This window comes from Glycomyces sp. L485, assembly GCF_022548875.1.
Lineage (GTDB): Bacteria > Actinomycetota > Actinomycetes > Mycobacteriales > Micromonosporaceae > Glycomyces.
Genome location: NZ_JAKZEW010000016.1, coordinates 432 through 26711, shown reverse-complemented (window position 1 = coordinate 26711; position 26280 = coordinate 432). Strand labels below are relative to the sequence as shown.

General features: G+C 68.3%; 19 protein-coding genes and 1 pseudogene. 12 read left to right on the top strand and 8 right to left on the bottom strand.

Going from position 1 to position 26280, the window contains the following annotated elements; genetic code table 11:
- Window positions 1-33: 33 nt before the first annotated feature.
- From L0U85_RS21290 to L0U85_RS10175, 3 genes and pseudogenes are all read right to left on the bottom strand, one after another.
- A pseudogene (locus tag L0U85_RS21290) lies at window positions 34-285 on the bottom strand (WhiB family transcriptional regulator); the annotation flags it as partial.
- A gap of 305 nt (window positions 286-590) precedes the next feature.
- Window positions 591-1100, bottom strand: a complete 510-nt coding sequence (locus L0U85_RS10180; RefSeq protein ID WP_241377653.1) for a hypothetical protein — start codon at window positions 1098-1100, stop codon at window positions 591-593.
- Window positions 1101-1108: 8 nt separating this feature from the next.
- Window positions 1109-2197, bottom strand: coding sequence for a sugar phosphate nucleotidyltransferase (locus L0U85_RS10175; RefSeq protein ID WP_241377652.1), 1089 nt, complete (start codon window positions 2195-2197; stop codon window positions 1109-1111).
- A gap of 110 nt (window positions 2198-2307) precedes the next feature.
- Here L0U85_RS10175 and L0U85_RS10170 point away from each other — a divergent pair, with 110 nt between their 5' ends.
- Entirely contained in the window at window positions 2308-4386 is a 2079-nt protein-coding gene (locus tag L0U85_RS10170; RefSeq protein WP_241377651.1) for an alpha-galactosidase, read from the top strand.
- Between the two features lie 158 nt (window positions 4387-4544).
- Complete coding sequence (locus L0U85_RS10165) at window positions 4545-4952, top strand: hypothetical protein (protein ID WP_241377650.1); 408 nt, start codon at window positions 4545-4547, stop codon at window positions 4950-4952.
- 45 nt (window positions 4953-4997) lie between these two features.
- Here the strand turns inward: L0U85_RS10165 and nucS are convergent, their stop codons facing one another.
- Window positions 4998-5663 (bottom strand): endonuclease NucS, encoded by a 666-nt coding sequence (nucS, locus tag L0U85_RS10160; RefSeq protein WP_241377649.1) that lies wholly within the window; start codon window positions 5661-5663, stop codon window positions 4998-5000.
- Window positions 5664-5767: 104 nt separating this feature from the next.
- Between nucS and L0U85_RS10155 the strand changes: the two genes are divergently transcribed.
- The 10 genes from L0U85_RS10155 (at window position 5768) to L0U85_RS10110 (ending at window position 21660) form a co-directional block, all read left to right on the top strand.
- Window positions 5768-6193, top strand: a complete 426-nt coding sequence (locus tag L0U85_RS10155; RefSeq protein WP_241377648.1) for a helix-turn-helix transcriptional regulator — start codon at window positions 5768-5770, stop codon at window positions 6191-6193.
- Between the two features lie 5 nt (window positions 6194-6198).
- Window positions 6199-6615: a VOC family protein gene (locus L0U85_RS10150; protein ID WP_241377647.1), complete on the top strand. Its 417-nt coding sequence runs from the start codon at window positions 6199-6201 to the stop codon at window positions 6613-6615.
- 10 nt (window positions 6616-6625) lie between these two features.
- Complete coding sequence (locus L0U85_RS10145) at window positions 6626-8998, top strand: excinuclease ABC subunit UvrA (protein WP_241377646.1); 2373 nt, start codon at window positions 6626-6628, stop codon at window positions 8996-8998.
- A gap of 120 nt (window positions 8999-9118) precedes the next feature.
- Window positions 9119-10171 (top strand): LacI family DNA-binding transcriptional regulator, encoded by a 1053-nt coding sequence (locus tag L0U85_RS10140; RefSeq protein ID WP_241377645.1) that lies wholly within the window; start codon window positions 9119-9121, stop codon window positions 10169-10171.
- Between the two features lie 82 nt (window positions 10172-10253).
- Window positions 10254-12353 (top strand): glycoside hydrolase family 36 protein, encoded by a 2100-nt coding sequence (locus L0U85_RS10135; RefSeq protein WP_241377644.1) that lies wholly within the window; start codon window positions 10254-10256, stop codon window positions 12351-12353.
- Window positions 12354-12442: 89 nt separating this feature from the next.
- Window positions 12443-16711 carry a discoidin domain-containing protein gene (locus tag L0U85_RS10130; protein WP_241377643.1) on the top strand — a complete coding sequence of 1423 codons (4269 nt, stop codon included), beginning with the start codon at window positions 12443-12445 and terminating at the stop codon, window positions 16709-16711.
- A gap of 317 nt (window positions 16712-17028) precedes the next feature.
- Window positions 17029-18684: an extracellular solute-binding protein gene (locus L0U85_RS10125; protein WP_241377642.1), complete on the top strand. Its 1656-nt coding sequence runs from the start codon at window positions 17029-17031 to the stop codon at window positions 18682-18684.
- Window positions 18685-19668 carry an ABC transporter permease subunit gene (locus L0U85_RS10120; RefSeq protein WP_241377641.1) on the top strand — a complete coding sequence of 328 codons (984 nt, stop codon included), beginning with the start codon at window positions 18685-18687 and terminating at the stop codon, window positions 19666-19668. It begins immediately after the preceding gene.
- A complete protein-coding gene (locus L0U85_RS10115; RefSeq protein WP_241377640.1) occupies window positions 19668-20597 on the top strand; it encodes a carbohydrate ABC transporter permease in 930 nt (309 codons plus the stop codon). The genes L0U85_RS10120 and L0U85_RS10115 overlap by 1 nt, the downstream gene beginning before the upstream one ends.
- 4 nt (window positions 20598-20601) lie before the next feature.
- On the top strand, window positions 20602-21660 hold the full coding sequence (locus L0U85_RS10110; RefSeq protein ID WP_241377639.1) for a LacI family DNA-binding transcriptional regulator: 1059 nt from the start codon (window positions 20602-20604) through the stop codon (window positions 21658-21660).
- A gap of 140 nt (window positions 21661-21800) precedes the next feature.
- Here L0U85_RS10110 and L0U85_RS10105 read toward each other — a convergent pair whose 3' ends face one another.
- From L0U85_RS10105 to L0U85_RS21285, 4 genes are all read right to left on the bottom strand, one after another.
- Complete coding sequence (locus tag L0U85_RS10105) at window positions 21801-22079, bottom strand: acylphosphatase (protein ID WP_241377638.1); 279 nt, start codon at window positions 22077-22079, stop codon at window positions 21801-21803.
- Window positions 22080-22092: 13 nt separating this feature from the next.
- The gene (locus L0U85_RS10100) at window positions 22093-23295 is read right to left on the bottom strand and encodes a magnesium and cobalt transport protein CorA (RefSeq protein WP_241377637.1); all 1203 of its coding nucleotides are present in this window, start codon (window positions 23293-23295) and stop codon (window positions 22093-22095) included.
- 83 nt (window positions 23296-23378) lie between these two features.
- Window positions 23379-24368 (bottom strand): LacI family DNA-binding transcriptional regulator, encoded by a 990-nt coding sequence (locus tag L0U85_RS10095; protein WP_241377636.1) that lies wholly within the window; start codon window positions 24366-24368, stop codon window positions 23379-23381.
- Window positions 24369-24420: 52 nt separating this feature from the next.
- A complete protein-coding gene (locus L0U85_RS21285) occupies window positions 24421-25926 on the bottom strand; it encodes an alpha-L-arabinofuranosidase C-terminal domain-containing protein (protein WP_241377635.1) in 1506 nt (501 codons plus the stop codon).
- Window positions 25927-26280: the final 354 nt, after the last annotated feature.

Genomic DNA, 26280 nt, shown 5'->3' with positions numbered 1-26280 from the left:
GGCGCGCTCCGCCCGCCTGCGGGCGGCCTCGCGGGCCTGGCGTTTGATCTTGCGACGCTCGCGCTCCGACAAGCCGCCCCAGATGCCGAATCGTTCATCGTGTTCGAGTGCGTACTGTAGACAGTTTTCTTTGACCTCGCATCGGGCGCATATGCGTTTCGCATCGCGCGTCGACCCCCCTTTTTCGGGGAAGAACGCCTCCGGGTCGGTCTGCGCGCACAGCGCGCGAACCTGCCACTCCGGAACGTTGCCCAATAGGTCGGCCAGGTAGTCACGGCCGTCCATATACGTCCGCCTCCTCGTATGCGCACCGGTCGAGCCGGTGCTACCCCCTGCAATCACTTGCACGGCACCGGATGTCAGACCCGAGGATCGAACGCGCCCCTCCCCAGCCGCGCGTACGACCCATTAATGCGGCGCCGCCGGCCTGCCGCATGCGATTGAGGTCCTGGTGCCCGCGGGCGACCTGAAGTTGGGGTCGCGCCGCCTTGCTCATCTCGATGGACGATGAGTGCTCATCGCTATTCGATAACGTTTCGATATCAGACGATAGCGCACAGTGATCCGAGCGATGGAAGGACCCCTCAGACTCACTCCTTCGGGGGGTCTTGCTTTTCTTGCGGCACAATAGAGGATTTCTCCTGTATGCGGTTCCATCGCACGGACATCAGACCCACGCCGGCCAGGACCAACCACACTCCATCAAGGAGCAGCCGCTCGGTCGCGGCGCGGTCGTCGATCCACACCCGCCCCAGCGAGGCGAGTTGGGTCGCATCGTCGTATCCGTACAACGCCGCCGACAACGCCAGCAGCACACCGATAACGATGTAGAAGGCGTAAGCGATTCGGGCAAGGCGCCGAATCACTCGTCCGGGTCGTAGGAAGACCGCGAGGGCCGGCGCCGCCACGGGGACGAACGAGAACAGGGTGCTGCGGGCGGTGTCGGTGAACTCGATTCCGGCCGCGCGCGAGCCGTAGTCGTCGCGCGGATCGAGGCCCGCACCGTAGATCCACTGCGAGAGGGCCACTGCGATGAACACCGCGGCGCAGGCGAGTAGGACGAGTGCGACGACGGTGCGGCTGCGTTGCGATGACGGCATGGCCGGTATTAGACCAGATCGGTCCTGGACGCCTGTTTCAGTTCCTCCACCACGCCCTTGACCTCCTGGGCCCGGTCCCTCGGGCACACCAGGAGCGCGTCGGGGGTGTCGACGATGATGAGGTCGTCGACTCCGACGGTGGCGACCAGACGCCCCGAGGAGGGCACCACCACATTGCGCTTCGACTCGGTCAGCAGTACCTCGCCCGAGCCCGAGTGCTCGACGACGACGTTTCCGACCCGGTCGGCGGCTTTGAGGACCTGCCCGAGCGTGTCGTAGTCGCCGACGTCGTGCCAGTCGAAGTCGCCGGGGACGACGCCGACCTTGCCGGAGGCCGCGGCCGGCTCCATGACCGCGTAGTCGATCGAGATCTTCTCCAGCGTCGGCCACAGCTCGCCGAACAGGGCGTCGCGGCCGTTCGAGTCCCAAGCGGCGGCGAGGGTCCGCACCGCATCGTGCAGGGCCGGGCGGTGGCGGGCGAGCTCGTCGAGGAAGACGTCCACGCGCCAGACGAACATGCCCGCGTTCCACAGGTAGTTGCCCGAGGAGACGTACTCGACGGCGGACACCTGGTCGGGCTTCTCCACGAACGCGGCCAGCTTGAAGCCCGGCCCGACCCTCTCGCCGAGGCGCAGGTAGCCGAGGCCGGTGTCGGGCCCGGTCGGGTTGATGCCGATGGTCATGAGCAGGCCGGTGGCGGCCAACTCCATGGCCCGCTCGACGGTCTTGGCGAACGCCTCGGCGTCGGGGACGAAGTGGTCGGCGGCGAAGGAGCCCATGATCGCGCCGGGGTCGCGCTCGGCGATGACCGCGGCGGCCAGACTGATCGCGGCGGCCGAGTCCCGCGGAGAGGGCTCGACGAGGATGTTGTCACCGGGCACGTCCGGCAACTGCCTGGCGACGTCGACGGCGTGGGCGGTGCCGGTGACGACGTAGACGTGGTCGGGGCGGGAGAGCACGCGGACCCGCTCGACCGTGGACTGGAGGAGGGAGGACTCGGAGCCGGTCAACGGCAGCAGGAACTTGGGCCGTTGCGCGCGAGACAGGGGCCAGAGCCGAGTTCCGGAACCGCCTGCGGGGACCACCGCGTGAAGCATGCCAATAGTCTTGCATGCCATCCCCGCGTGGCCGTTCACCCGGTGGACGCATAACCAGGGATACCGTTATCCAATGGCACACTGGGCCGGTTCGAACACAAGGAGCGATCATGACCATCAGCTTCGACGAAGCCGCAGGCGCCTGGCACCTCTCCGGGCCCGGCCACTCCTATGTCGTCGGGCTCTGCGACCAGGGCATGCCCCGGCAGTACTACTGGGGCCCGCCGATCCCCGACGGGGCCGTCGCCGGACTGCTCCGCGACCGCGGCGAGGAGTACTCCTTCGACGACAGGATCCACAACGGCGTCGAACTCCTCGGCGAGCTCGGGCCACAGTTCGCCACCCCGTCGCTCCAACTGCGGCACCCCGACGGCGCCAAGGGCTTCGCCTGGAACTACCGTGACCACACCGTCGACGGCGACCACCTCGCGATCGTCTTCACCGATCGCGAACTCGCCCTGACGCTGCACTACCGGATCTGGAACACCGGCGTCATCGACCGATGGGCCGTCCTGGAAACCGGCGCCCCCGTCGAGATCGGCCGCTTCGACTCGGCGGCTTGGACCCTGCCGCACTGGAAGGACTACCGGCTCTCGCACCTGTCCGGCGAATGGGCCGCCGAATGGCAACTGCGGCGCGTCGAGCTGCCCGTCGGCGAGACGCTTCTCGGCTCGCGTCGCGGCAACACCAGCCACCAGGCCAACCCGTGGTGCTTGATCGACGACGGCACCGCCACCGAGACCGGCGGCGAGGTCTACTCCTCGGCACTCGCCTGGTCCGGGTCGTGGCGCGTACAGATCCGGCGCTCCACCCAGGGACGCCTGACCCTCACCGGCGGCGCCGGGCAGGAAGGCCTGCGCTGGCACCTCGAGGCCGGGGAGGCCTGGGAGACCCCCGTCTACTCCGCGCACTACAGCGCCGACGGCTTCGGCGGGGCCTCCCGCGCCTGGCACGAGCACCTGCGGCGGCACGTCATGCCGACCGCCGAAGAGGACGCCCCGGTCCTGTTCAACTCCTGGGAGGCGGTTACCTTCGACGTCTCGGAGAAGAAGCAGATGCCGCTGGTCGACCTCGCGGCCCGGATCGGCTGCGAGCAGTTCGTCATCGACGACGCCTGGTTCGGCTCCCGCACCTCCGACACCGCCGGGCTCGGCGACTGGTGGCCCAACCCCGACCGCTTCCCGAACGGCCTGAAGCCGCTCATCGACGCCGTCCACGCCAAAGGCATGAAGTTCGGGCTGTGGATCGAACCGGAGATGGTCAACCCCGACTCGGACCTGTACCGCGCCCACCCCGACTGGGCGATCCACCAGACCGGCAGGGACCGCACCGAGCTGCGCGCCCAGCTCGTGCTCGACTACTCCCGGGCCGAGGTCGCCGCATGGGCCTTCGCGACGCTCGACAAGCTCCTCGGCGACAACGACATCGACTTCCTCAAGTGGGACCACAACCGGCCCTTCACCGAGGTCGGGCGGCCCGACGGGACCGACCCCGACCGCGTCTACATCGACCACGTCAAGGCCGTCTACGAGCTCAAGCGCAAACTCCGCGAGGCACACCCGCATGTGCGGATCGAGGGCTGCGCAGGCGGGGCGGCACGTGTCGACCCGGGCATCCTGCGCTACGTCGACCAGGTGTGGACCTCGGACAACACCGACGCCGGTGACCGCGTCGCGATCCAGCACGGCTTCAGCCAGGCCTACCCGGCGAGGGCCATGGGCGCGTGGGTGACCGACGTGCCGAACCCGTTCACCAGGCGGGTGACCACGCTCCGGTTCCGGTTCCAGGTGGCCGGCGCCGGACTGCTCGCCGTGGGCGGCGACCTGTCCGAGTGGAGTGACGCCGAGCTCGACGAGGCCGCCGAGCACGTTGCCGTCTACAAGGACATCCGGGCCGTGGTGCAGCACGGCGCCCAGTACCGCTTGGGCGACCCCGAGACCGAGCAGCTGACCGGCGTCCAATATGTCCTGGGCGACCGGATCGTGGTGCTGGCGTTCAAGACCCCGTCGCGGTTCAACCGCCCGCAGGCGCCGCTGCGGCCCGCCGCGGTCGCGGCAGGCTCACGCTGGGTCGACGAGGACACCGGGGAGATCCATTGGGGCGCCGGCCTTCATGCCCATGGCCTGCCGCTGCGGTGGGCCGACACCGACTGGGATTCGGCGATCCTGCGCCTGCGCCGCGCCGAATAGGACTGTCACGGTCTGCGACGACGCCGACCCGGATCGCTGAAGTGATGAGCCTCTCTCGTGTACAGAGGCATTGGGACGGCTCAGTGCTCGCGCCGACCCACTAAAATCACGATGTTCCGCCCGAACGAATTGATCCCTAGAAATCTGAGGAGTCCCCCGTGACTTACCCGCCCGCCCCGCCCGCCGAACCTGCCCAGCCAGTCCAGAAACAGGGTAACGGCTTCGGCGTCACCGCCCTCGTCCTCGGCATCATCGGCCTCGTGCTCGGCGTGATCCCCATCATCAACGTGGTCGGGATCATCCTGGCCATCCTCGCCCTCATCTTCGGCATCGTCGCCGTCGTCGTCTCCGGCAAGCGCGGGGGCAAGGGCAAGGGCACCGGCTTGACCGGAATCATCCTCGGCGTCCTCGCCATCGGCGTCGCAATCGCGATCAACATCTTCGTCGTCAACGTCGTAAACGACGCCGTCAACGAGTACCGCGACGAGTACCGGGCGCAGTGCGAGGAGCAGGGCCTGTCTCAAGAGGAGTGCGACCAGCTCATCGAAGACCTGGAGAACCTCTGAGGATTCCGTCGTTGAGGGCCGCGGCACCGCTGCGGCCCTCTTCTGTCAGAACAGCCGTGGCTGCGACTCGTCGACGGCCCCGCGCATGTCGTCGTAATCCAGGACCACGCACCGGATCCCGCGGTCCTCGGCGAGCACGCGCGCCTGCGGCTTGATGGCCTGCGCGGCGAACACCCCGTCGACCGGCGCCAGCAGCGGATCCCGGTTGAGCAACTCCAGGTACCGCGTCAACTGCTCGACGCCGTCGATCTCGCCGCGCCGCTTGATCTCGACGGCGACGTGCTTCCCGTCGGAGTCGCGGCACATGAGGTCCACCGGCCCGATCGCGGTCGGATACTCCCGACGCACCAGCGACCAGCCCTTTCCGAGCGGGGCGGTGTCGGCGGCGAGCAGCTCCTGCAGGTGCGCCTCGACTCCGTCCTTCTGCAGCCCCGGATCGGTCCCGAGCTCATGCGAGGAGTCGTGCAGGATCTCCTCGATGGTGATCTGGAGCTGGTCTCCGGACTTCTTCGACGTCACGGTCCACGCCGAATCCGACTCGACGACCGTGCAGGGCGGCGTCATCCAGTTCAGCGGCTTGTACGACCCGCCGTCGGCGTGGACGAGCACACTCCCGTCCGCCTTGATCATGATGAGCCGCGGGGCCATGGGCAGGTGGGCGGAGAGCCGCCCCGTGTAGTCGACCGAGCAACGGGCCACAACCAAACGCATGCCCAGCACCCTACCCGTGCCGTCCGATTCGCCCAGCCCTGCCGACTCCAGCCTGAGACCTGTGCGTCGGGCCGGCTGTCGCATTCCCGTGGGATGCTGCTCGCATGACGTTGGAGGACCTCGTCCGGCTCCGCCGGGCCCGCGACCGGATGGACCGCGAGTACGCCGAACCGCTCGACGTTCCCGCGCTGGCGCGCGGTGCCCTGATGTCGCCGGGCCACTTCTCCCGCAGCTTCCGCGCCGCCTTCGGGGAGACGCCGTACACCTACCTGATGACGCGCCGGATCGAGCGGGCCAAGGCCCTGCTGCGACGGGGCGACCTGTCGGTGACCGAAGTCTGCTTCGCGGTCGGCTGCACCTCGCTGGGTTCGTTCAGCTCGCGGTTCACCGAGCTGGTCGGCGAGAGTCCGAGCGCCTACCGGGCCCGCGGCCACGACGAGGGCGCGAACATCCCGGCCTGCATCGCCAAGGCCTACACGAGACCGGTCAGGATTCGAGAAGTGAAATCCGCGCCGCCGCGCTTAGCATGAAACCCATGGACATCAAGCTTTCGCAGTGCTTCATCGCCGTCGACGACCACGACAAGGCGCTCGCCTTCTACCGGGACGTCCTCGGCTTCGAGGTCCGCAACGACGTGGGCTTCGAGGGGTTCCGCTGGGTGACCGTGGGATCGCCGTCGCAGCCCGACGTGGACATCGTCCTCGAACCGCCGTCGGCGGACCCGAACACCCCGCCCGCCGACAAGGAGGCCTTGGAGGAACTGCTGGCGAAGGGCCTGCTGCGCGGGGTCATCTTCAGCACCGAGGACGTCGACGCCGTCTTCGATCGCATCAGCGCCGCGGGCGCCGAGGTGCTCCAGGAGCCGACCGACCAGCCGTACGGCGTCCGCGACTGCTCCTTCCGCGATCCCGCCGGCAATATGCTGCGGTTCAACCAGGTCCGAGAGCGGTGAATCGACGAAGATGACCAAGAACAACGACGCACAGCCGCACGAAGCCGACAGCCACGACCTCATCCGCGTGTACGGCGCGCGGGGGAACAACCTCAAGGACGTCAGCGTCGAAATCCCGAAGCGCAGGCTGACGGTGTTCACCGGCGTCTCCGGCTCGGGCAAGAGCTCATTGGTGTTCGACACGATCGCCGCGGAGTCGCAGCGGATGATCAACGAGACCTACAGCGCCTTCCTGCAGGGCTTCATGCCGAACCTGGCGCGGCCCGAGGTCGACGTGCTCGACGGGCTGACTACCGCGATCATCGTCGACCAGGAGCGGCTGGGCGCCAACCCCCGCTCCACCGTCGGCACCGCCACCGACGCCAACGCGATGCTGCGGCTGCTGTTCAGCCGTATCGCGGATCCGCACATCGGGCCCCCGACGGCCTACTCGTTCAACGTCCCCAAGCGCATCGCGAGCGGCATCATGACCGCCGAGAAAGGCAAGGGCGAGAAGCAGGTGGTGCGCAAGGCCGTCTACCACGGCGGCATGTGCGCGCGCTGCGAAGGCACCGGATCGGTAAGCGACATCGACCTGGCTCAGTTGTACGACGAGGACAAGTCGCTCAACGAGGGCGCGATCACCGTCCCCGGATACAAGGCGGACGGCTGGTCGGTTCGGTTCTACACCGAGTCGGGCCTCCTCGACCCGGACAAGCCGATCCGCAAGTACACCAAGAAGGAACTGGACGACTTCCTGCACCGCGAGGCGACCAAGGTGAAGATCGCGGGCACCAACATGACCTATGAGGGCCTGGTCCCTCGGATCCAGAAGTCGTTCCTGTCCAAGGACAGGGAGGCGATGCAGCCGCACATCCGCGCCTTCGTCGACCGCGCGGTCACGTTCACCACCTGCCCCGAGTGCGACGGCACCCGGCTCAGTGCCGAGGCCCGGTCGTCGACGATCAAGGGGGAGAACATCGCCGACGTCTGCTCGATGCAGATCACCGACCTGGCCGAGTGGCTCCGGGCCCTCGACGAGCCGTCCGTGGCTCCGCTGCTCGCCGGGCTGCAGCACCTCTTCGACTCGTTCGTGGACGTCGGGCTGGGGTACCTCTCGCTCGACCGCCCCTCGGGCACGCTTTCGGGCGGCGAGGCGCAGCGCATCAAGCTGATCCGCGCTCTCGGCTCCGCCCTGACCGACGTCACCTACGTCTTCGACGAGCCGACGATCGGCCTCCACCCGCACGACATCCAGCGAATGAACGACCTGCTGCTGCGCCTGCGGGACAAGGGCAACACCGTGCTGGTGGTCGAGCACAAGCCGGAGGTCATCGCGATCGCCGACCACGTGGTCGACCTCGGGCCCGGCGCGGGCACGGCCGGCGGCACCATCTGCTTCGCGGGCACCCTGGATGGGCTGCGGGGGAGCGACACGGTCACCGGCGAACACCTGGGGGACCGGGCGAAGCTCAAGGACGAGGTCCGGGAGCCGAGCGGCGCCCTGGAAGTCCGCGGAGCCGACACGCACAATCTTCAGAGCGTCGATGTGGACATTCCGCTCGGGGCGCTGGTCGTCGTCACCGGCGTCGCGGGCTCGGGCAAGAGCTCGCTGATCGACGGCTCGGTGTCGCGGCGCGAGGGTGTCATCTCGGTCGACCAGAGCGCCATCAAAGGTTCACGGCGCAGCAATCCGGCGACGTACACCGGACTGCTCGACCCGATCCGCAAGGCGTTCGCGAAGGCCAACGGCGTGAAACCGGCGCTGTTCTCGGCCAACTCCGAGGGCGCCTGCCCGACCTGCAACGGCAACGGGGTCATATACACCGAGCTCGGGTTCATGGAGACGGTGTCCACGCCGTGCGAGGACTGCGGCGGCAAGCGGTTCGAGGCGTCGGTTCTGGAATACCGCCTCGGCGGCCGAGACATCAGCGAGGTGCTCGCGATGTCGGTGGCCGAGGCCGAGGAGTTCTTCGGCTCCGGTGAGGCCCGCACGCCGGCCGCGCACAGGATCCTCGACCGGCTCGCCGACGTCGGGCTCGGCTACCTCAAACTCGGCCAGCCGCTCACGACGCTGTCCGGCGGCGAGCGGCAGCGGCTCAAGCTGGCCGTCCGCATGGGGGAGAAGGGCGGCGTCTACATCCTCGACGAGCCGACCACCGGCCTGCACCTGGCCGACGTCGAGCACCTGCTCGGCCTGCTCGACAGGCTCGTCGACTCCGGCAAGTCGGTCATCGTCATCGAGCACCACCAGGCGGTCATGGCGCACGCCGACTGGATCATCGACCTCGGCCCCGGCGCCGGCCACGATGGTGGGCGGGTCGTATTCGAGGGCACGCCGGCCGACCTCGTCGCCGCCCGCTCCACCCTCACCGGCGAGCACCTCGCCGCATACGTCGATTGAGGTCGCGACCGGGCGCGACGCGGGGCCTGACCGGTCACCGTCCGCAGGCCTGGACGTATTATGGATATCGATGTCCGGAACTGCGGCGCGGAACCGGTGCCGCCGGAAGGGGAGACCCAAGTGGTAGGCAATTCGACCTCGAAGCCGGTCACACTGGCCGACGTCGCGCGCCTGGCCGATGTCTCGGTGCCCACGGCGTCGCGCGTGCTCAATGGCGGCGTACGCGGCAAGGGCGGCAACCGCGAGCTGCGCGAACGCGTCGAAGACGCCGCGCGCGTCCTCGGCTACTCCGTGAGCGCGGCCGCCCAGGCCACCAAGGAAGGCCGCGCCCGCACGATCGGGCTGCTGGTGAGCGACGTGGAGGATTTCGGCGCCGCGACCATCATCGCCGGAATCCTCGACGCCGCCGAGGACCGCGGGCTCTCGGTCGCCGTCCGCGCCACCCACGACGACGCCGAGCGCGAGGTCGAGCTGCTCACCCAGTTCCGCGGCGAACGGCACCGGGCGATCATCCTGGCCACCAGTCGCACCACGAACCTCGAGCGCGAACTGGCGGTCAAGACCCAGTTGGAGGTGCTCCAGCGCCACGGCGCGAACATCGTCCTCATAGGAGACAGTGATCACGACTACTCCCGCGTGACAGTCAACAACCACGACGCCGCCGCCGCGCTCGCCGACGAGCTCGCCGCCGCGGGCAACCGCCGCTTCGCGATCCTCGCCGGTCCCGAAGAGCAGATCACCTCCCGGGACCGCGTCGCCGGCTTCCTCGCCGGCCTCGCCCGCCACGGCATCGAGGTGCCGGAGGAGCTCATCTTCCATCACGGCTTCGACCGCGACGGCGGCCACCTGGCGGTCGACATCCTCGGCGATCGCCTGCGCGATCTCGACGTCATCGCGGCGATGAGCGACGGGATGGCGGTCGGCGCGATCGCGGCCCTGCGTCGCCGGGGCCTGGAGACGCCGCGCGACATCGAGGTCACCGGCTTCGACCACGTGCCGATGCTCGGTGACGTCCTGCCGGAGTTCAGCACGGTCGGGGTCCCGCTCCATGAGTTCGGCGAGTCCGCGCTCAAGATGGCCGTCGACGAGCCGACGCCTGAAATCGCGAAGCGGCGCGTCGCGCACAAGACTTCGCTCATCGTCCGCGGCGTCATGATCGGCGTCGCCGCCTGACCTTCGAACGTTCCCGCGGGTTCGGCGTGTACCGTCTGGATAACGATATCCAATTAGCTTGTGCGCCGCCCGCCATCCGGGCGTGCCCCGGACCGAGGAGTCAACCATCACCACTGGACCCGAAGCCGCGCCGCCGTCCGCGCAGCAACCGACATTCGTCGACCTGAGCTGGGACACCGACCGGCCGGTCGCCCTCGTCGGCATCGACCGCTCGCTCGTCCTCGGCCGCGACGACGTCCCGCTCGTCGAGCTCTTCACCGCGGAGGAGCAGCGCGGGCGCACGAGCCAGGCCTACTTCCGCTCCGCCGTCGGAGGCCGGCTGCGGTACGTCGGCCACCAGGTCCAAGACCTCCCAGAGGCCGACCAGGTGACCGTCACGCAGCGCGACGAGCGCACCGGGCTGGTCGTCCACTCGACCCTCACCCGCCCGGTCGGCACGCGGGCCGTGCGCGTCCAGAACACCGTCGAGAACTCAGGCGCGACAACGGTACTGCTCACCGCCGTCTCCACTGCCACGTTCGGATTCGGGACGAGCGAGAACTCGCTCGACGGCTTCACCCTCGCCACCGCCCAGAGCGAATGGCTGGCCGAGAACCGCTGGCGCGAACGGCCGCTCCGCGACCTGCTGCCCCGCCTCGCCCTCGACCTGCACGGACAGGACGGTCGCGGACACTTCGGCCTCAGCAGCCACGGCGCCTGGTCCACGGGGGAGCACCTCGCCGCAGGCATGCTCGCCGACGCCGCGACCGGCGAGGCCGTCGCCTGGCAGCTGGAAACCAGCGCCGCCTGGCACTGCGACATCGCGCAGGCCATGAGCGGCGGCGTCGCGAGCCTCCTCGGACCGACCGACCTCGAACACCAATTCGCGCACGAGCTCGAGCCCGGCGACTCCTTCACGACAGTCCCGGTCGCCGTCGCCGTCTCCTCGGACGGCCGCGACGGCGCGATCGCCGAGCTGACCCGCTACCGGCGCTGGATCCGCGAGTCGCGGGTGGCCGACGAGGCGCTCCCGGTGGTCTACAACGACTTCATGAACACCCTCATGGGACAGCCGTCCACCGAGGCGCTCACCCCGCTCATCGACGCGGCGGCCGACGCCGGAGCCGAGTACTTCTGCATCGACGCCGGCTGGTTCGCCGACCCGGCGATCGGCGACTGGTGGTCGACCGTGGGGGAGTGGCGCGAGGCGCCGGGCCGCTTCACGAACGGCCTCAAGGCCGTCATCGACCACATCCACGCCCGCGGCATGCGCAGCGGCATCTGGCTCGAACCCGAGATCGTAGGCGTGAGCAGCCCGGCTGCCCGGTCCCTCCCCGACGAGGCGTTCTTCCAGCGCTTCGGGCGGCGCGTCCAGGAGCACGAGCGGTACCATCTCGACTTCCGCCACCCGGCCGCCCGCGCGCACCTCGACGAGACCGTCGACCACCTCGTCGGCCACTACGGCGTGTCGTTCCTCAAGCTCGACTACAACATCAATCCCGGTGCCGGGACGGAGTGGCGAGCGACGACGGCCGGAGACGGCCTGCTCGCCCACACCCGCGCGTTCCGCGACTGGCTGGTCGAGACGCAGGAGCGCCATCCAGGCCTGCTCATCGAGAACTGCTCCTCGGGCGCCATGCGAGCGGACTACGCCCTGCTGTCGGCGACGCACCTCCAGTCGACGAGCGACCAGCAGGACTTCCGCCTCTACCCGCCGGTGGCGGCATCGGCCCCGGCGACGATCCTGCCCGAGCAGTGCGGCAACTGGGCCTACCCGCACGTCGACATGACCGACGAGGAGACCGCGTTCACCCTCGTCACCGGTCTGTCCGGTCGCTTGTACCTGTCGGGCTTCCTCCACGAGCTGCGCCCTGAGCAGTCGGCGCTCGTCCGGGATGCCGTCGCCGTCCACAAGTCGCTGCGGGACCGGCTTCCGCACGCCGTGCCGTCCTGGCCGCTCGGCCTCCCGGACTGGGACGCGGCGTCGCTGTGCCTCGCTCTCGACCTCGGTGACGGCCGGACCCTGCTCGCCGTGTGGGATCGCGGCCCGGGGGCGTCGACGATCGAGATCACCGGCTTGGCGGGCACCGTCACCGAGGTGTTCCCGCGCAAGCTCGAACCATGGACGGTCAACCAGACGGATAACGTTATCTATCTCAAGTCGGTCACTGGTCCTTCGGCGCGGGTGTTCACGATCGGATAACGCAGCTTGGAAGCTCTTGCCATGCGCGGCCGAGAGCGATATCGTTATCTATCAATGGATAACGATATCCAAGCTGAAGGGGACGTGCAATGACGCAAGTCTTGGACCGCAGGCGATTGCGCCTGACCGCGCTGCTGGCGGCATTGGCGGTGGTGGCGACGGTGTTCGCCGCCCCGTCGCCCGCCCGCGCCGCAGGCTATGAGGACCTGCTCACCGATCATGTGGTCGAGATCAACGAGACGGTGTCGGACGCCGGGTTCGTCCACCCCGGCGTCGGGCTGTCCGCGGCCGACCTCCGCAACGCCCAGGAGATGGTGCGCTCCGGTCAGGAGCCCTGGGCTTCCTACTTTGACGCGATGACCCAGGTCCGCCCCTGGGCACAGCGGAACTACACCGTCGACAACATGGTCCGGGGCGAGCCTGAGGTCCCCGTGACCTCGAACTTCAGCGAAGGAGGCCTGCGCGGGCGCTTGACCCGCGACTCCTTCGGCGTGCTCACTCAGGCGCTGCTGTGGACGATGACCGGTGACGAGGCGTACCGCAAGGGCGCGATCATGGGGCTGCGCACTTGGTCGAACATGAACCCCGACGGCTACGTCTATTTCCCCGACGCGCACATCCACACCGGGAAGCCGTTGTCCCAGTTCCTCATGGCCGCCGAGATCGTCCGCGCCACCGAACCGGTCGACGACTCGACTCCCGGCGAGCACGAGGGCTACGACGTGGTCTGGAGCGCCGAGGACGACGAGAAGCTCCTGGGCAACTTCGCCGATCCGATCGTGGACGTGTTCAACTACTCGAACGAGCGCTGGATGAACCAGCACAATTTCGGTCTCTACGGGCGCATCGCGACCGCGATCTACTTCGATGACGCCGAGGGCTACGCCAAGGGCGTCGAGTGGTTCACCGTGAACTCCACCTACGACGGCTACGACAACGGGGCGATGGCTCCGCAGATGCCGTACATCGAGGCCGACGATCCGCTCAACCCCTACGGGGAGGGCTTCGTGCAGGTCCGCGAGATGGGCCGCGACCAGGCCCACGGCGAGACCAACATCGACAACTTCGCCGCCCTGGCCCGCTTCCTCGACGTCCAGGACACGCTGGTCGATCCGGGCGACGGCACCGTCTCCACCGCCGATGACGCCGTCACCGCCTACAACTTCCTGGGCAACCGCCTCCTCGAGGGGGCCGACGCCTTCTACGGCTTCATGATGGGCGCGCCGACCCGGTGGATCGATGAGCGCGAGACCGGCGGGACCCTCTCCCAGGCCTACCGCGGCCGCGTTTTCAACCCGCTCTCGGAGCTGTACTACCAGTACGCCTACCGCGAAGGCGTCGATGTCGAGGCGGAGGCGCCGCATCTGGCCGAGCTCCACTCGCGCATGGACGGCCCGTTCTACCAGTACGGAACCGGCACCAGGAACTTCTGGGCCCCCGGCGACAAGAGCGTCGAGTACTGGGTCGCCTTCCCGCCCGAGATCGCCGGCACCGAGCCGACCCTGCTTGAGGACACTGCGATCTCGTTCGGCCGCTATGCATTCCCGCTCGACTCGGGTACCGAGATCGTCACCGAGGAGGGGCGGACCTTCGCCCGGGCCACGGCCGACGAGGAGGGCACGACCAGCGCGGTCAGTCGACTGATGTACCCCCGGGACAAGGGAATCGGTGTGCTGGTGCGGACCGATGGGCCGGCGACGCTCGAGGTGCTCCGCAAGGAGGAGCCGTCGGGCCTGAATCCGGTCGAACCCGAACCGACGACCATCGACACCGTGGAACTGCCTGACACCGAAGGGGAATGGAGATACATCACCTATCGGGCGATCGGAACGAACGTGCACTTCTACCGCGTGAGCGGTACCGGTGGCGCCACGGTCGACTTGGACACCGTCATGCTCGCGGCCCAGGACAACCTCACCGCTCCGAAGTTCGAGCAGACCAGAGACCGCTACTACCTATGGCCCGACTCGGAGTCCGCCCACGACCTGTCTTCAGCGGATGAAGGCGGATCGGTCGCCCATTCCGCTGCCGGCCTCCCGGACGGGGCGTCGTTCGATGCCGAGACCGGGATCGTGACCTGGAAGCCGACCGACCGCGACCGTGGTCGGCACGCGGTCCAGATCGTCGCCGACGACGGTGAGTCCGTCACCGCGCGGACGTTCGAGCTCGTGGTGGCCAAGAACCGGCCCAAGATGATCTACGTCGCCGTCGCCGACGGGGTCGACGCCGACGCGGTCTACACGACCGTCACCCGCGAGCCCTTCGAGGCCGCCCTCAAGGACGCCAGGGAGGCCTCCGAGTACGGCACCGACGAGGAGTTCCGCACCGCCTTCGACGCGCTGAGGGACGCCATCGACGGACTGAGGCTGCTCAACCCGCCCCTTGAGGACGGGACGCTGGACTACACGGACATCGTCACGCCGACGATGATCAACTCCGGCGGGGTGAACGCCTTGGCCGACGGTGACAACACCTCGTTCGGCGGCGATCTGCTCAGCACGTTCTTCACCCTGGACTTCGGTCCGGACTACCGGGTGTCGACCTCGCAGTTCGACTTCCGGGCGCGCCACGCCTTCCCCACCCGGTATCAGGGCGCGAACGCGTACGGCTCGCTGGACGGAGCGAACTGGACGCTGCTGACCGAGCGGCCGACCTCGGACACCAACGACTGGGAGCGAATCCCGGTCGTAGACGACCAGGTCGGCGAGGAGTTCCGGTTCCTGAGGTTCCAGGTCGACGAGCCCGGTGTGCCCATCGGCCACCTCAATATCTTCTCCATGGGGGAGTTGCGGATCCACGGCGACCGCACTGAAGCGGTCGGCGACGTCACCGAGGTCTCCCTGTCGTCCGACGACGCGGTCAACGGTCGTGTGACGGCCGGCGACAGCGTGACCGTGACGTTCGCGAGCCGGGAGTCGATCAGCGACGTCGAGGTCGCTGTCGCGGGGCAGTCCGTCGCAGCCACCAGTGAAGACGGGAAGGCTTGGACGGCCACGACGACACTCGGAGAGTTGAGCGGCGGGCAGATGCTCACGGTCGGCATCGACCACACCACCGCCGACGGCGAGAGCGCCGACACCTTCCATGGAACGACCGACGAATCGAACCTGTTCGCGTCCGATCAGCGCGACTTCGTCGATCTGGCCGGGCTCGGAGAGGTCGTCGACCTGGACGGTGAACCCGACTCGTCGAAGGTCTGGCACGCCCAGCGGATGACCGACGGGGACATCGACACTTACAGCGACGTGCGTGCCGTCGACGGCGACTACTACGTGATCTGGGACTTCGGTGAAGGGGCGTCGGTCTCGCTCGATCGGGCGGAGCTCAGGCCGCGACAGGACGGCTACGGTCTCTCCCGCATGTGGGCCCAGGTGCTCCAGGGGTCGAACGACCTGGTCAACTGGACGAGGTTGACCGATCCGTCCGAGCCGACCTACGACTGGCAGAACCGTCCTTCGCTCGACGACGGCGGCTACCGGTACCTGCGGGTGCTCAACGGCACCATCATCGGCATCGCCGAGCTGCGGCTGTACGGGGACTTCCGAGTCGAACTCGACGCGGTGGTCGCGCGGGCCGAAGCGGTCGACCTGAACCGGCATTCGCGGGCTTCGGCCGTCCTGTTCACCCGCGAGCTCGAAGCGGTCAAGGCGGCCGCGGAGGAGGAGGGCGCCGACCGCGACGCCCTCTCCACGCGGCTGCTCGAGGCCTGGGACCTCTTGGAGGACCCGCCCTCGACGGTCATGCCGGTCGAGCAGTCCTGGGTGAGCGCCAGCAGCCCCTCGTGGGACGGTTCGCGGGATGCGGCCGCCAACGGCTGGTTGATGTTCGACGGCGACGCCTCCACTTACACCGACACCACCTCGGCGACCGGCTGGGTGCAGGTGGTCCCGGACGACGGTCGAACGCTGACGGTCGAATCGGTGAAGGTCCAGCCGCGCCCGGGCCACGCGCACCGGGCCCGCGGATTCCAGCTGCAGGGTTCGGACGACGGAGGTGAGACCTGGGAGACCTTCGCGGTCATAGGGGACCTGGCCGGAAGCGGCTGGACTGAGATCCCGCTGGACGAGGCCGTTAGCTACGGGGCGCTCAGGGTTTACTCGCCCAACGGCTACACGAACCTGGCCGAGATCCAGTTCAACCGCATCCCGGTGGACCCCTCGGGACTCGACCTCTACCTGGAGGAGACAGGCGAGTTGTCCGAGGCCGACTGGACGGCCGTGACCTGGGCCGACCTGGCCGAGGCCCGGGAAGCGGGCCTCGCGCTCCTGGCCGAGGGCGCCGAACCCACTCAGGAGGAGGTGGACGCGGCCGCCGACGCCATCGACGCGGCCGTGACGGCCTTGGAGCCCGCCGAATAATCAGGTGATCCAGGATTGCCGACGCCGACGCCGGTGTCGGCAATCCTGGATGGAACCGTTTTCTAAGCATTGCCTCGGATAGCCTGCCGACCATTTCGGTCAGGTCAGTTCCGGGTGCCCAGAAATACCGCTTTCATGGCAAGTAGTGGGCGCAATTCCAGACATATAGATTTCTCACCAGTAGCTGTTGACGGCCTCGTTGAGTGAAGATAACGTTATCTATCAAGCGGCCGCCGCAGGTGGGAATCACCGACCGGATGCGGTGCGACGCCCAGCCCTTTTCGTACAGACGCTTTACCTAATTAGGAGGACCCCTCATGGTCGAATTCTCACGCCGCAACTTCTTGGGAGCCGTCGGGCTCGGCGCCGGCGGCCTGGCCGCGGGCGGAGCGCTCACCGGTTGCTCGAACGACGCCAAGGACTCGTCCGCGGCCGGAGGCGACTTCGATCTGCCCACCTACCAGGCCGCCCCGACCCCCGAGGTCGAGCCGTTCTTCGCCAGCGACACCCCGGGGATGATCCCGGTCTACACCGACGCGGTGCAGTCGTTCTTCAAGTCCGTCGACCGTGAGCCCGGTTCGGGTGGTGCGGTCACGACCTTCCAACTCACCTGGGGGGACCCGTCCACCCCGCTGGAGGACAACCCCTACTGGCAGGAGCTCAACAAGCGCCTCGGCGTCAGCTTCGAGCCCCAGTTCGTCCCCCAGCCGGTCTTCGACGAGAAGTTCTCGACGATGCTCGCCTCCGGTGACGTCCCCGACCTCGTCTTCATGAACGACCAGAGCGCGGTCAACCTCCAGGGCATCCGCGACGGCGCTTTCGCCGACCTGTCCGAGTTCCTCTCCGGTGACAACATCCTCCAGTGGCCCAACCTGGCCGCGCGCCAGGAGCACATCTGGAAGGCCAGCCTCAAGGACGGCCGGATCTACCAGATCCCCTCGCTGGTCCCGCCCCTCACCAACATGCCCATCATGCGCGTCGACCTGCTCGAGCAGACCGGGATCGGTCTGGCCCCGGCCGACGCCGACCAGCTGCTGGCCGCGTTCAAGGAGGTCACCGCCCTCGGTTCGGGCCCCGGCGGTCAGAAGGTCTACGGCATCAACAAGTACGAGCCGATCATGTGGCGGCGCCTGTTCAAGGTCGGCGCCGACTGGCAGCTGAACGCCAGCGGCGACCTGGTGCACGCCATGGAGACCGAGAACTTCCGCGCGATGCTCACCTGGCTCGCCCAGGCCTGGGACGAAGGCGTGTTCGACCCGGTCTCGATGACCACCAACCCCGCCGACATCGTCTCCGGCGCGGCCCTCGAGTGGACGCACCATGGCATGTTCCTCGGCGCGGAGGGCATCGCGCAGAAGGAGATCGACCTGCCTGGAGCGAAGTACGACTTCTTCGACCTTCCCGGTTTCGACGGCACCGGCCAGGTCGTGGTCCAGAACATCCCCTACGGCCGTTCGACGTGCCTGTCCCACGCGCTGCTCGAGGACGAGGACCGCCTGGTCGAGGTGCTCAACGTCCTGGACTACATCTCCGCCCCCTACGGTTCGGAAGAGAACCTGTTCGTCCACAACGGCATCGAGGGCCGTCACTTCGACTTCAACGAGGACGGCCTGCCGGCCCGCATCGAGGAGAACGGGGCCGAGCTCGGTGTCCAGTACGTCGCTGTCGACTCCGGCGAGCAGTCCTGGCGCGGCCACCCGTCCAACCGGGCGTGGGCCGAGTCGTTCTCCGAGGTCATGGAGAGCGCGGCGCAGAACTCGATCGTCCGCGACCTGGAAGGCCTCGAGGCCGCCTCGGACACGTTCGTCCGCAAGGGCAACCAGCTGACCGAGCTGCTCAACGACTTCGAGCGCGGCGTCGTCACCGGACGCGAGAGCGTCGACGACCTCGACTCGTTCATCGCCGAGTACATGTCGCAGGGCGGTGAGCAGGTCCGCTCCGAGTACACCAAAGCACTCGACGAGGCGAGCTAGGTGAGCACGCAGATCGCCGCCGGCTCCGAGGATCAGCGCGAAGCATCCTCGGGGCCGGCCCCCGCCGCACCGAAGCGCCGCACCCTGACCTTGCGCCAGAGGATCTGGCGCGAACGCTGGATGTACACGTTCATCGCCCCCGGCGCGTTGTTCTTCCTGGTGTTCGCGTACGTCCCGATGCTCGGCAACATCGTGGCCTTTCAGGACTTCTCGCCCTTCCGCGGTTTCTCCGGATCCCCGTGGGTCGGCGTGGACAACTTCGTGGGGATCTTCAACGACCCCGAAGTCCTCACCGCGCTGCGCAACACGCTGCTCATCGCGTTCCTGCAATTGATCTTCGCGTTCCCGGCCCCGATCGCTCTAGCGCTGCTGCTCGACTCCCTGATGTCGAACCGCGTCAAGCGCATGGTCCAGACCGTCGTCTACCTGCCGCACTTCCTGTCGTGGGTCATCGTCATCTCGGTGTGGCAGCAGGTGTTCGGCGGCGGCGGCCTGGTCGCGAACATCCTCGGCGACCTCGGTGTGGGCGGCTTCGACGCCATGACCAACGCCGACACGTTCAAACTCCTGGTGGTAGCCCAGGCCATCTGGAAGGACGTGGGCTGGGGGACGATCATCTTCTTCGCCGCGATCGCCGGCATCCCGCAGGAACGGCACGAGGCCGCCGCCGTCGACGGCGCCTCGGCCTGGCGGCGGATCTGGCACGTGACCCTGCCGGGCCTCATCCCGGTCACCATGCTGCTGCTCATCCTCAACCTCGGCAACATCCTCACCGTCGGGTTCGAGCAGCTCCTGCTGCAGCAGCCGATGGTCGGCGCCGACGCCGCACAGGTACTGGACACCTTCGTCTACTTCCGCGGTGTGCTCGGCGGCGAATGGGGCATCGCCACGGCCGCAGGCCTGCTCAAAGGCATCATCGGCACCATCCTGGTGCTCAGCGCCAACAAAATCGCCAAGAAGCTCGGCGGAGAGGGGATCTTCTGATGTCGGCCCATACCGCTTCACTGCCGAAGGACGTGCAGCGCCGCAAACAGGCCGGTCTGCCGCCCTGGCTCAACCCCCCACCGCTCGGGCTGCGCCTGATCAAGGCACTGGTGATCGCCGTCATCGTCGTCACCATGCTCTACCCGCTGGTCTATGTGATCGCGATGAGCTTCGCCTCTCCCGAGCAGGCGCGGGCCGGGGTCATCTTCCCGACCGCGTACTCGCTGGACGCCTACCGGGCGATCTTCAACGGCGGCACGGTGTCGACGGGCCTGAGGAACTCGCTGTGGGTGACCGTGGTCGGCACGTTCCTGTCACTGACGGCCTCCTCGATGCTGGCCTGGGGCCTCTCCCGCACCAAGCAGGTGCCCGGTTCGAAGGCGATCCTCATCATGGTCCTGGCGACCATGTTCTTCTCGGCCGGGATCATCCCGAACTTCCTGCTGGTCAAGTCCCTCGGCCTGATCGATTCGCTGTGGAGCCTGATCATCCCGGGCCTGGTCTCGGCGTTCAACATGATCGTCATCCGCAACTTCTTCATGAACCTGCCGAGCGAGCTCATCGAGGCGGCCCGCATCGACGGAGCCGGCGAATGGCGCATCTTCCTGCAGATCGTCATACCGCTGTCCAAACCGGTGCTGGCGGTGATGGGACTGTTCTACGCCGTCAGCTACTGGAACACCTACTTCAACGCGCTGCTGTACATCAACGACTCCGAGAAATGGCCGATCCAAGTCGTGCTCCAGCAGTACGTGCTCGCGGGCGTGCAGATCCCCGGCGCCTACGTCTCCCCCGACCAGCCACCGCCCCCCGGCGTCACCCTCCAAATGGCCGTCATCGTCCTCGCAACCGTCCCGATCCTGCTGGTCTACCCGTTCCTCCAGCGATACTTCACCAAGGGCGTCCTCACCGGCGCCATCAAGGGCTGACGCCGTGGCGAGAAAGCCCGACGGCGAGGGGCGCACCACGATCAAAGACGTCGCCGCGCTCGCCGGCGTGTCGGTGCCGACGGTCTCGCGGGTGCTGTCCGGGAACTACCCGGTCGCACCCGGCACGAGGCTGAAGGTGCTGCGCGCCATGAGAGAGCTCGACTACGTGGTCAACGCCCACGCCCGGGCCCTCGCCGGGGCGACGACGAAGACCGTCGCGTTCGTCGTCGACGACGTCACCGGCCCGTTCTACGCCTACATCGCCCGCGGCGTGGAGCAGCAGGCCGCCTCCGAGGGGAGGCTATGTCTGCTCTGCACGACCCACGGCGATCCGGAGCGCGAAGTCGCCGTCGTCGAGCTCATGCGCGAGCAGCACGCCGAAGCCGTGATCGTCGTCGGCGGCGCGCACGCCGAAGAGAGCCACATCGCGCGGATGTCGTACTTCGCCCGCGCCCTCGACAAGGCCGGCTCGCGCCTGGTCCTGTGCGGACGGCCCTCGCTCGGCGAGGACGTGCCGACCACGACCGTCCACTACGACAACGAGGGCGGGGCGCACGCCATGACCGCGCACCTGCTGTCCGCCGGGCACCGGACGATCAGCTTCATGGGCGGCAAGCCTGGACTGTCCACCACCGACGAGCGCGTCGCCGGGTTCCTCCGCGCGCACGCCGAATTCGGCGTCGAGGTCGACGAGTCGCTCATCCTCGAAGGCGAGTTCCTCAAGTCCCACGGCATCAAGCTCACCCGCGAGCTCCTCGCCGAGCGCGAGGACGTCACCGCGATCTTCGCGGCCACCGACATGATCGCCGCGGGCGTCCTCAAGGCCCTGAGAGACCTCGGCCTGCGGACGCCCGAGGACATGTCGGTGGTCGGCTTCGACGACATCCCGCTCGCCTCCGACCTCACACCGGCCCTGACGACCGTCCACGTGCCGCACGAGCAGCTCGGCCGCGAGGCGGTGCGCCTGAGCCTCCACCGCGGGGAGCCGGCCGTGAACGATCAGGTCGTCCTCGGCACCCACATCGTCGTCCGCGACTCGGTCGCCCGGCCGCGCCGCCTCTGAATCCGGCGGAAGAGGCCTGACGCGGTCGGGCGCGGACGACCGGGGCCGAAGCAGCCGGCCCGACGCGCTCATCGCCGTCCTCGACCCGGACGAATTCGCCTCCGCAGGTAGCTCACCAGGGACGGCGCGCCCGTCTTCGACTAGCTCCGGTCGTACCGGACCTCGAACCCCGCGACGCCCTCGACGGGCTCCTCGAAGGTCTCGACGAGGTCGACGTGCGCCGAAGGCGGACCGTGGCGGGCCCAGGCGACCATCGCCTCGACGTTCTCCCGGCCGCCCTCGAACACCGCCTCGACCGTCCCGTCGAGGCGGTTGCGCACCCAGCCCCCGACACCGTGCACCCGCGCCCGCCGCAGGCACTCCTGGCGGAAGAACACGCCCTGAACCCTGCCGTGCACCACCACGCGCTTGCGAATCATCGGCCCAACCTCCCTACAGCCAGCGCCGCCACTTCATCACCAGATACAGCGTGATCGAGACCGATGCCATGAGCCCCACCGCGAACGGGTACCCCCACAGCCAGTGCAGCTCCGGCATGCGGTCGAAGTTCATGCCGTATACGGTCCCGACCACCGTGGGCGCGAACAGGATCGCCGCCCACGCCGAGATCTTCTTGACCTCCTCGTTCTGCGACAGGCTCGCCTCGCTGAGCCGCTGCATCTCCTCGTTCTGGCGCTGGCCGACCACCGCCGCGTTCACCGTGAGCATGGTGCTCAGCAGCTCGCGGAACGATTCGAGTCGCTCGGCGACGCGCACCGTGTGGTCCTCGACGTCACGCAGCAGCCGCTGCAATTCCAAGTCCACCTTGTACTTCTCAAAGCCCGAGCGCAGCGCCGCGAACAGGTCCAGGAGCGGCTCGACGGCCCGCCGGAACTCGATGACCTCGCGGCCGAGCTGGTAGATGCGCCTCGAGACCTCGAAGTCGCCGTCGAAGACCTGCGCCTCGATCTCGTCGAGGTCGATCGCCAGGCCCCGCAGGACCGGCGCGTAGTCGTCGACGATCTTGTCCATGATCGCGTACAGCACCGCCTCGGGGCCGAGGGAGAGCAGTTCGGGTTCGGCTTCGAGGCGGCTGCGGACCGCCCGCAGGTCGGGGGTCTCGGAGTGGCGGATGGTGACGACGAAGTCGCTGCCGAGGAAGACGTGGAGCTCGCCGACGTCGATGACCTCGATCGGGTCGACGTAGCGGGCGGGGCGGAGCACCACGAACAGGGTCTCGCCGTAGCGTTCGAGCTTGGGCCGCTGGTGGGCTTCGAGAGCGTCCTCGATGGCCAGCTCGTGCATTCCGAACTCGGCGGCGATCGACTCGACGGCGGCCCTGTCGGGCCGGTAGAGCCCGATCCAGCCCATGCCGCGGCCCTCGCGCACCAGCTCGTAGGTGCGCTCCAGCGAATCGGGTTCGATGCGTTCGCCGCCGGAGTACACGGCGTTGTCGACGACGGTCGGGCCGCTCTCCTCGCGGGGCGGCTCGCGGTCGGCGGCCTCGGGCGCGGAGTGCCAGCGCTTGGGCGCCCGGGGCCGCAGCGGCCCGGGCGTCCTCCCTCCGGAGCGGTCGACAGGCGGGTGCCCGGTCGGCTCCGCGCCGTCGCCGGAGCCGCTTCGCCACCAGGCCGTGAGTCGGCTGAAAACGCCCATCCGTTCGGCCTCCAGACCTCATCGCTCCCCTGCGGTTCACCGTAACCGCGACGGTACCGCCCGCTACGGCCCGGTGGGGCCTGTCAGCGGGTGGACTCGCGCTCGCGCAGTGCGAACGGCGCGGTGTGCTCCCCGGTCGGACGTGAGGGGTCTTCGATGCGGGCGGTGACGAGCTCGACCGCTTTCGCGGCCATCCACCGGTGGTCGGGCGCCACCGTGGACAGGGAAGGGACCGCGAACTCGGCGTCGGGGACGTCGTCGTACCCGACGACGCGGACGTCCTCAGGCACTCGCACACCCCGGTCGGCGAAGCCGCGCAGCAGTCCCAGCGCGACGGAGTCGGTCACCGCGACGACGCCGTCGAACTCCCGGCCGGAGTCGACCAGGCGGTGGGCCGCCTCGCGGCCGCCGGCCGCGCTCCACGGGCCCAGCGTCTCGCGCAGCGCCGGATCGACCGGCAGGCCTCGCTCCAGCAGCGCCTCCGTGTAGCCGCGGTGGCGGCGGGTCACGACGTTGACGCCGCTCAAGTCACCGCCGGTCACGATCGCGATCCGGCGGCAACCGCGGTCGACCAGGTGCTCCGTCGCCGCCCTGGTCCCGGCCTCGTTCGGCATCCCGACGTGGTCGAAGACGGCCGCGAAGTCCTGCTCGCCGAGCATCACGATCGGGAAGTCCCCGCCCGGCAGGCGCTGGTCCTTCGGGTCGAGGCCGACCGCGCTGAGGATGAGGCCGTCGAACTGGAGCGTGTGCGAATACGCGATCGCCTCGATCTCGCCCTCGGCGGCCGCGCCGGTCTGCTCGATCGCGACGTGGAAGCCGCGCCGGCCCGCCTGGTCGATGACCTGCTCGGCGAGGACACCGAAGTAGGCGGCGTTGACGTGGGGCACGGCCAGGCCGATGACACCCGTCTTGCCGGATTTCAGGGTCCGGGCCGAGACGTTGACGCGGTAGCCGGAGGACCGGATGGCGTCGAGCACGCGGCGGCGGACCGGCTCGCTCACACCGCCGCGCTCGTTGACGACGTTCGAGACGGTCATCTTCGAGACCCCGGCGAGTCGCGCGACGTCGCTCATGGTCACCATGGACTGCTCCGGGTGACCGCGACGTCGACGCGCGCAACCGAGATCATGCGATGGTGCCCTCCACGGTGACGAAAGAGTGGGCCGGGACGTGGACCCGGAGGCGGCCGTCGGCGAGCGACACCTCTTCGTGCACGCGAGGGGCGACGGCCTCGGGAGCGTCGGGAGCGTTGTGCTCCTGGAGCGCCCCAGCAGTGAGGATACGCGACGAGACCTCCCCGACCGATCCGCCCCGCAAGTCGAACTCCACGTCGACGTCCTCGTCGGCATCCAGGTTGGACAGCGAGACGAGCAGGCGCCCGTCCTTGCGGCTGGCCGAGACCGACACGGTGTCCAGCCGCGTCGACCCGACCTCGCGGCTCGGCAGCCCGTCGGGCGTGTCGACCCGCAGCGAAGAGGCGTCCTGGTGGCCCTTGTTCATCTCGAACACGTGGTAGGTCGGGGTCAGCACGAGCGCACCCGAGTCGGGGTCGGTGAGAATCATCGCCTGGAGCACGTTCACCGTCTGGGCGATGTTCGCCATGACGAGCCGGTCGGCGTGCCTGTGGAAGATGTCGAAGTGCAGGCTCGCGACGAGGGCGTCCCGGAGGGTGTTCTGCTGGTACAGGAAGCCGGGATTCGTGCCGGGCTCGACGTTCCACCAGGTGCCCCACTCGTCGAGGACGATACCGATGGTCTTCTGCTCGTCGTAGCAGTCCATGACGTTCGAGTGCCCGGTCAGCAGCTCGTCGGTGCGGGCGGCCTTCACCATCGTCTCGTAGTATTCGTCGGTGTCGAACTCGGTGGCCGAGCCCTTGTCCTGCCAGGTCCCGGCGATCGTGTAGTAGTGCACCGACACGGCCTGGTACAGCGGCCGTTCGGCGCGCTGGCAGCCGAGGTGGCTGAGCTGCTTCATGAGCGTCTCGGTCCAGTCGTAGCTGAAGTCGGCTGCCCCTGCGGCGATGCGGTAGAGCTTGTTGTCGCCGTAGTCGCGGCAGTAGGTGGCGTAGCGGCGGGCCTCGTCGGCGTAGTGCCCGGCGCTCATGTTGCCGCCGCAGCCCCACGTCTCGTTCCCCAGGCCCCAGAATTTGACCCGCCACGGCTCCTGGCGGCCGTTGGCCTTGCGAAGCCGGACCATGGGGGAGTCGCCGTCGCGGGTGAGGTACTCGACCCACTCGCTCATCTCGCGGACGGTGCCGGAGCCGACGTTGCCGCTGATGTAGGGCTCGGTACCGAGCAGCTCGCACAGAGCCATGAACTCGTGGGTGCCGAAGTGGTTGTTCTCCTCGACGCCGCCCCAGTGGGTGTTGATCATGGAGGGCCGCTCGTCCTTGGGGCCGATGCCGTCCATCCAGTGGTATTCGTCGGCGAAGCAGCCGCCGGGCCAGCGCAGGTTCGGGATGTCGAGGGCCCGCAGGGCCTCGACGACATCGAGGCGGATGCCGCCTTCGTTGGGGATGTCGGAGTCCTCGCCGACGTAGAACCCGCCGTAGATGCACCGGCCGAGATGCTCGGCGAAGTGCCCGTAGACGTGGCGGTTGATGACGGGACCTTCGAGATCTACATTGATCACTGCTGGAACGGAGGTGTTCGACACTGGGGAGCCTTTCTGGATGCGGTGGCTCAAACGAAATGATTTATCGATATAGTGGCGACTACTTTACCGATAAACTATAGCTTGTCAAGTGGCCTAGAAGTCGATTTTCAGCTGGCTGATCCATCCGCAGGTCACTTGATGCCTTCGAGTTCGGGCGGTCGGGGTACGGCCTGAGGAGCCCGGAAATGGCCGCGCGTGCGAGGGCGGGAGCGATGCAGCGGATGGCCGCTCTGCGCCAAGGGCGGCAGCGACGAGGGGGAGTAGGGGGAGGGGCCGGGATCCTCGGCTCCCCGGTGCTTCTCGTTTGGGCTTCAGGCGGGCAGCGATGAG

Excerpts from the sequence above, each read along its gene's own strand:
- L0U85_RS10180 (WP_241377653.1), bottom strand. The coding sequence starts at position 1,100 with ATGCCGTCATCGCAACGCAGCCGCACCGTCGTCGCACTCGTCCTACTC.
- L0U85_RS10175 (WP_241377652.1), bottom strand. The coding sequence starts at position 2,197 with ATGCTTCACGCGGTGGTCCCCGCAGGCGGTTCCGGAACTCGGCTCTGG.
- L0U85_RS10170 (WP_241377651.1), top strand. The coding sequence starts at position 2,308 with ATGACCATCAGCTTCGACGAAGCCGCAGGCGCCTGGCACCTCTCCGGG.
- nucS (WP_241377649.1), bottom strand. The coding sequence starts at position 5,663 with ATGCGTTTGGTTGTGGCCCGTTGCTCGGTCGACTACACGGGGCGGCTC.
- L0U85_RS10155 (WP_241377648.1), top strand. The coding sequence starts at position 5,768 with ATGACGTTGGAGGACCTCGTCCGGCTCCGCCGGGCCCGCGACCGGATG.
- L0U85_RS10150 (WP_241377647.1), top strand. The coding sequence starts at position 6,199 with ATGGACATCAAGCTTTCGCAGTGCTTCATCGCCGTCGACGACCACGAC.
- L0U85_RS10145 (WP_241377646.1), top strand. The coding sequence starts at position 6,626 with ATGACCAAGAACAACGACGCACAGCCGCACGAAGCCGACAGCCACGAC.
- L0U85_RS10130 (WP_241377643.1), top strand. The coding sequence starts at position 12,443 with ATGACGCAAGTCTTGGACCGCAGGCGATTGCGCCTGACCGCGCTGCTG.
- L0U85_RS10125 (WP_241377642.1), top strand. The coding sequence starts at position 17,029 with ATGGTCGAATTCTCACGCCGCAACTTCTTGGGAGCCGTCGGGCTCGGC.
- L0U85_RS10115 (WP_241377640.1), top strand. The coding sequence starts at position 19,668 with ATGTCGGCCCATACCGCTTCACTGCCGAAGGACGTGCAGCGCCGCAAA.
- L0U85_RS10105 (WP_241377638.1), bottom strand. The coding sequence starts at position 22,079 with ATGATTCGCAAGCGCGTGGTGGTGCACGGCAGGGTTCAGGGCGTGTTC.
- L0U85_RS10100 (WP_241377637.1), bottom strand. The coding sequence starts at position 23,295 with ATGGGCGTTTTCAGCCGACTCACGGCCTGGTGGCGAAGCGGCTCCGGC.
- L0U85_RS10095 (WP_241377636.1), bottom strand. The coding sequence starts at position 24,368 with ATGAGCGACGTCGCGCGACTCGCCGGGGTCTCGAAGATGACCGTCTCG.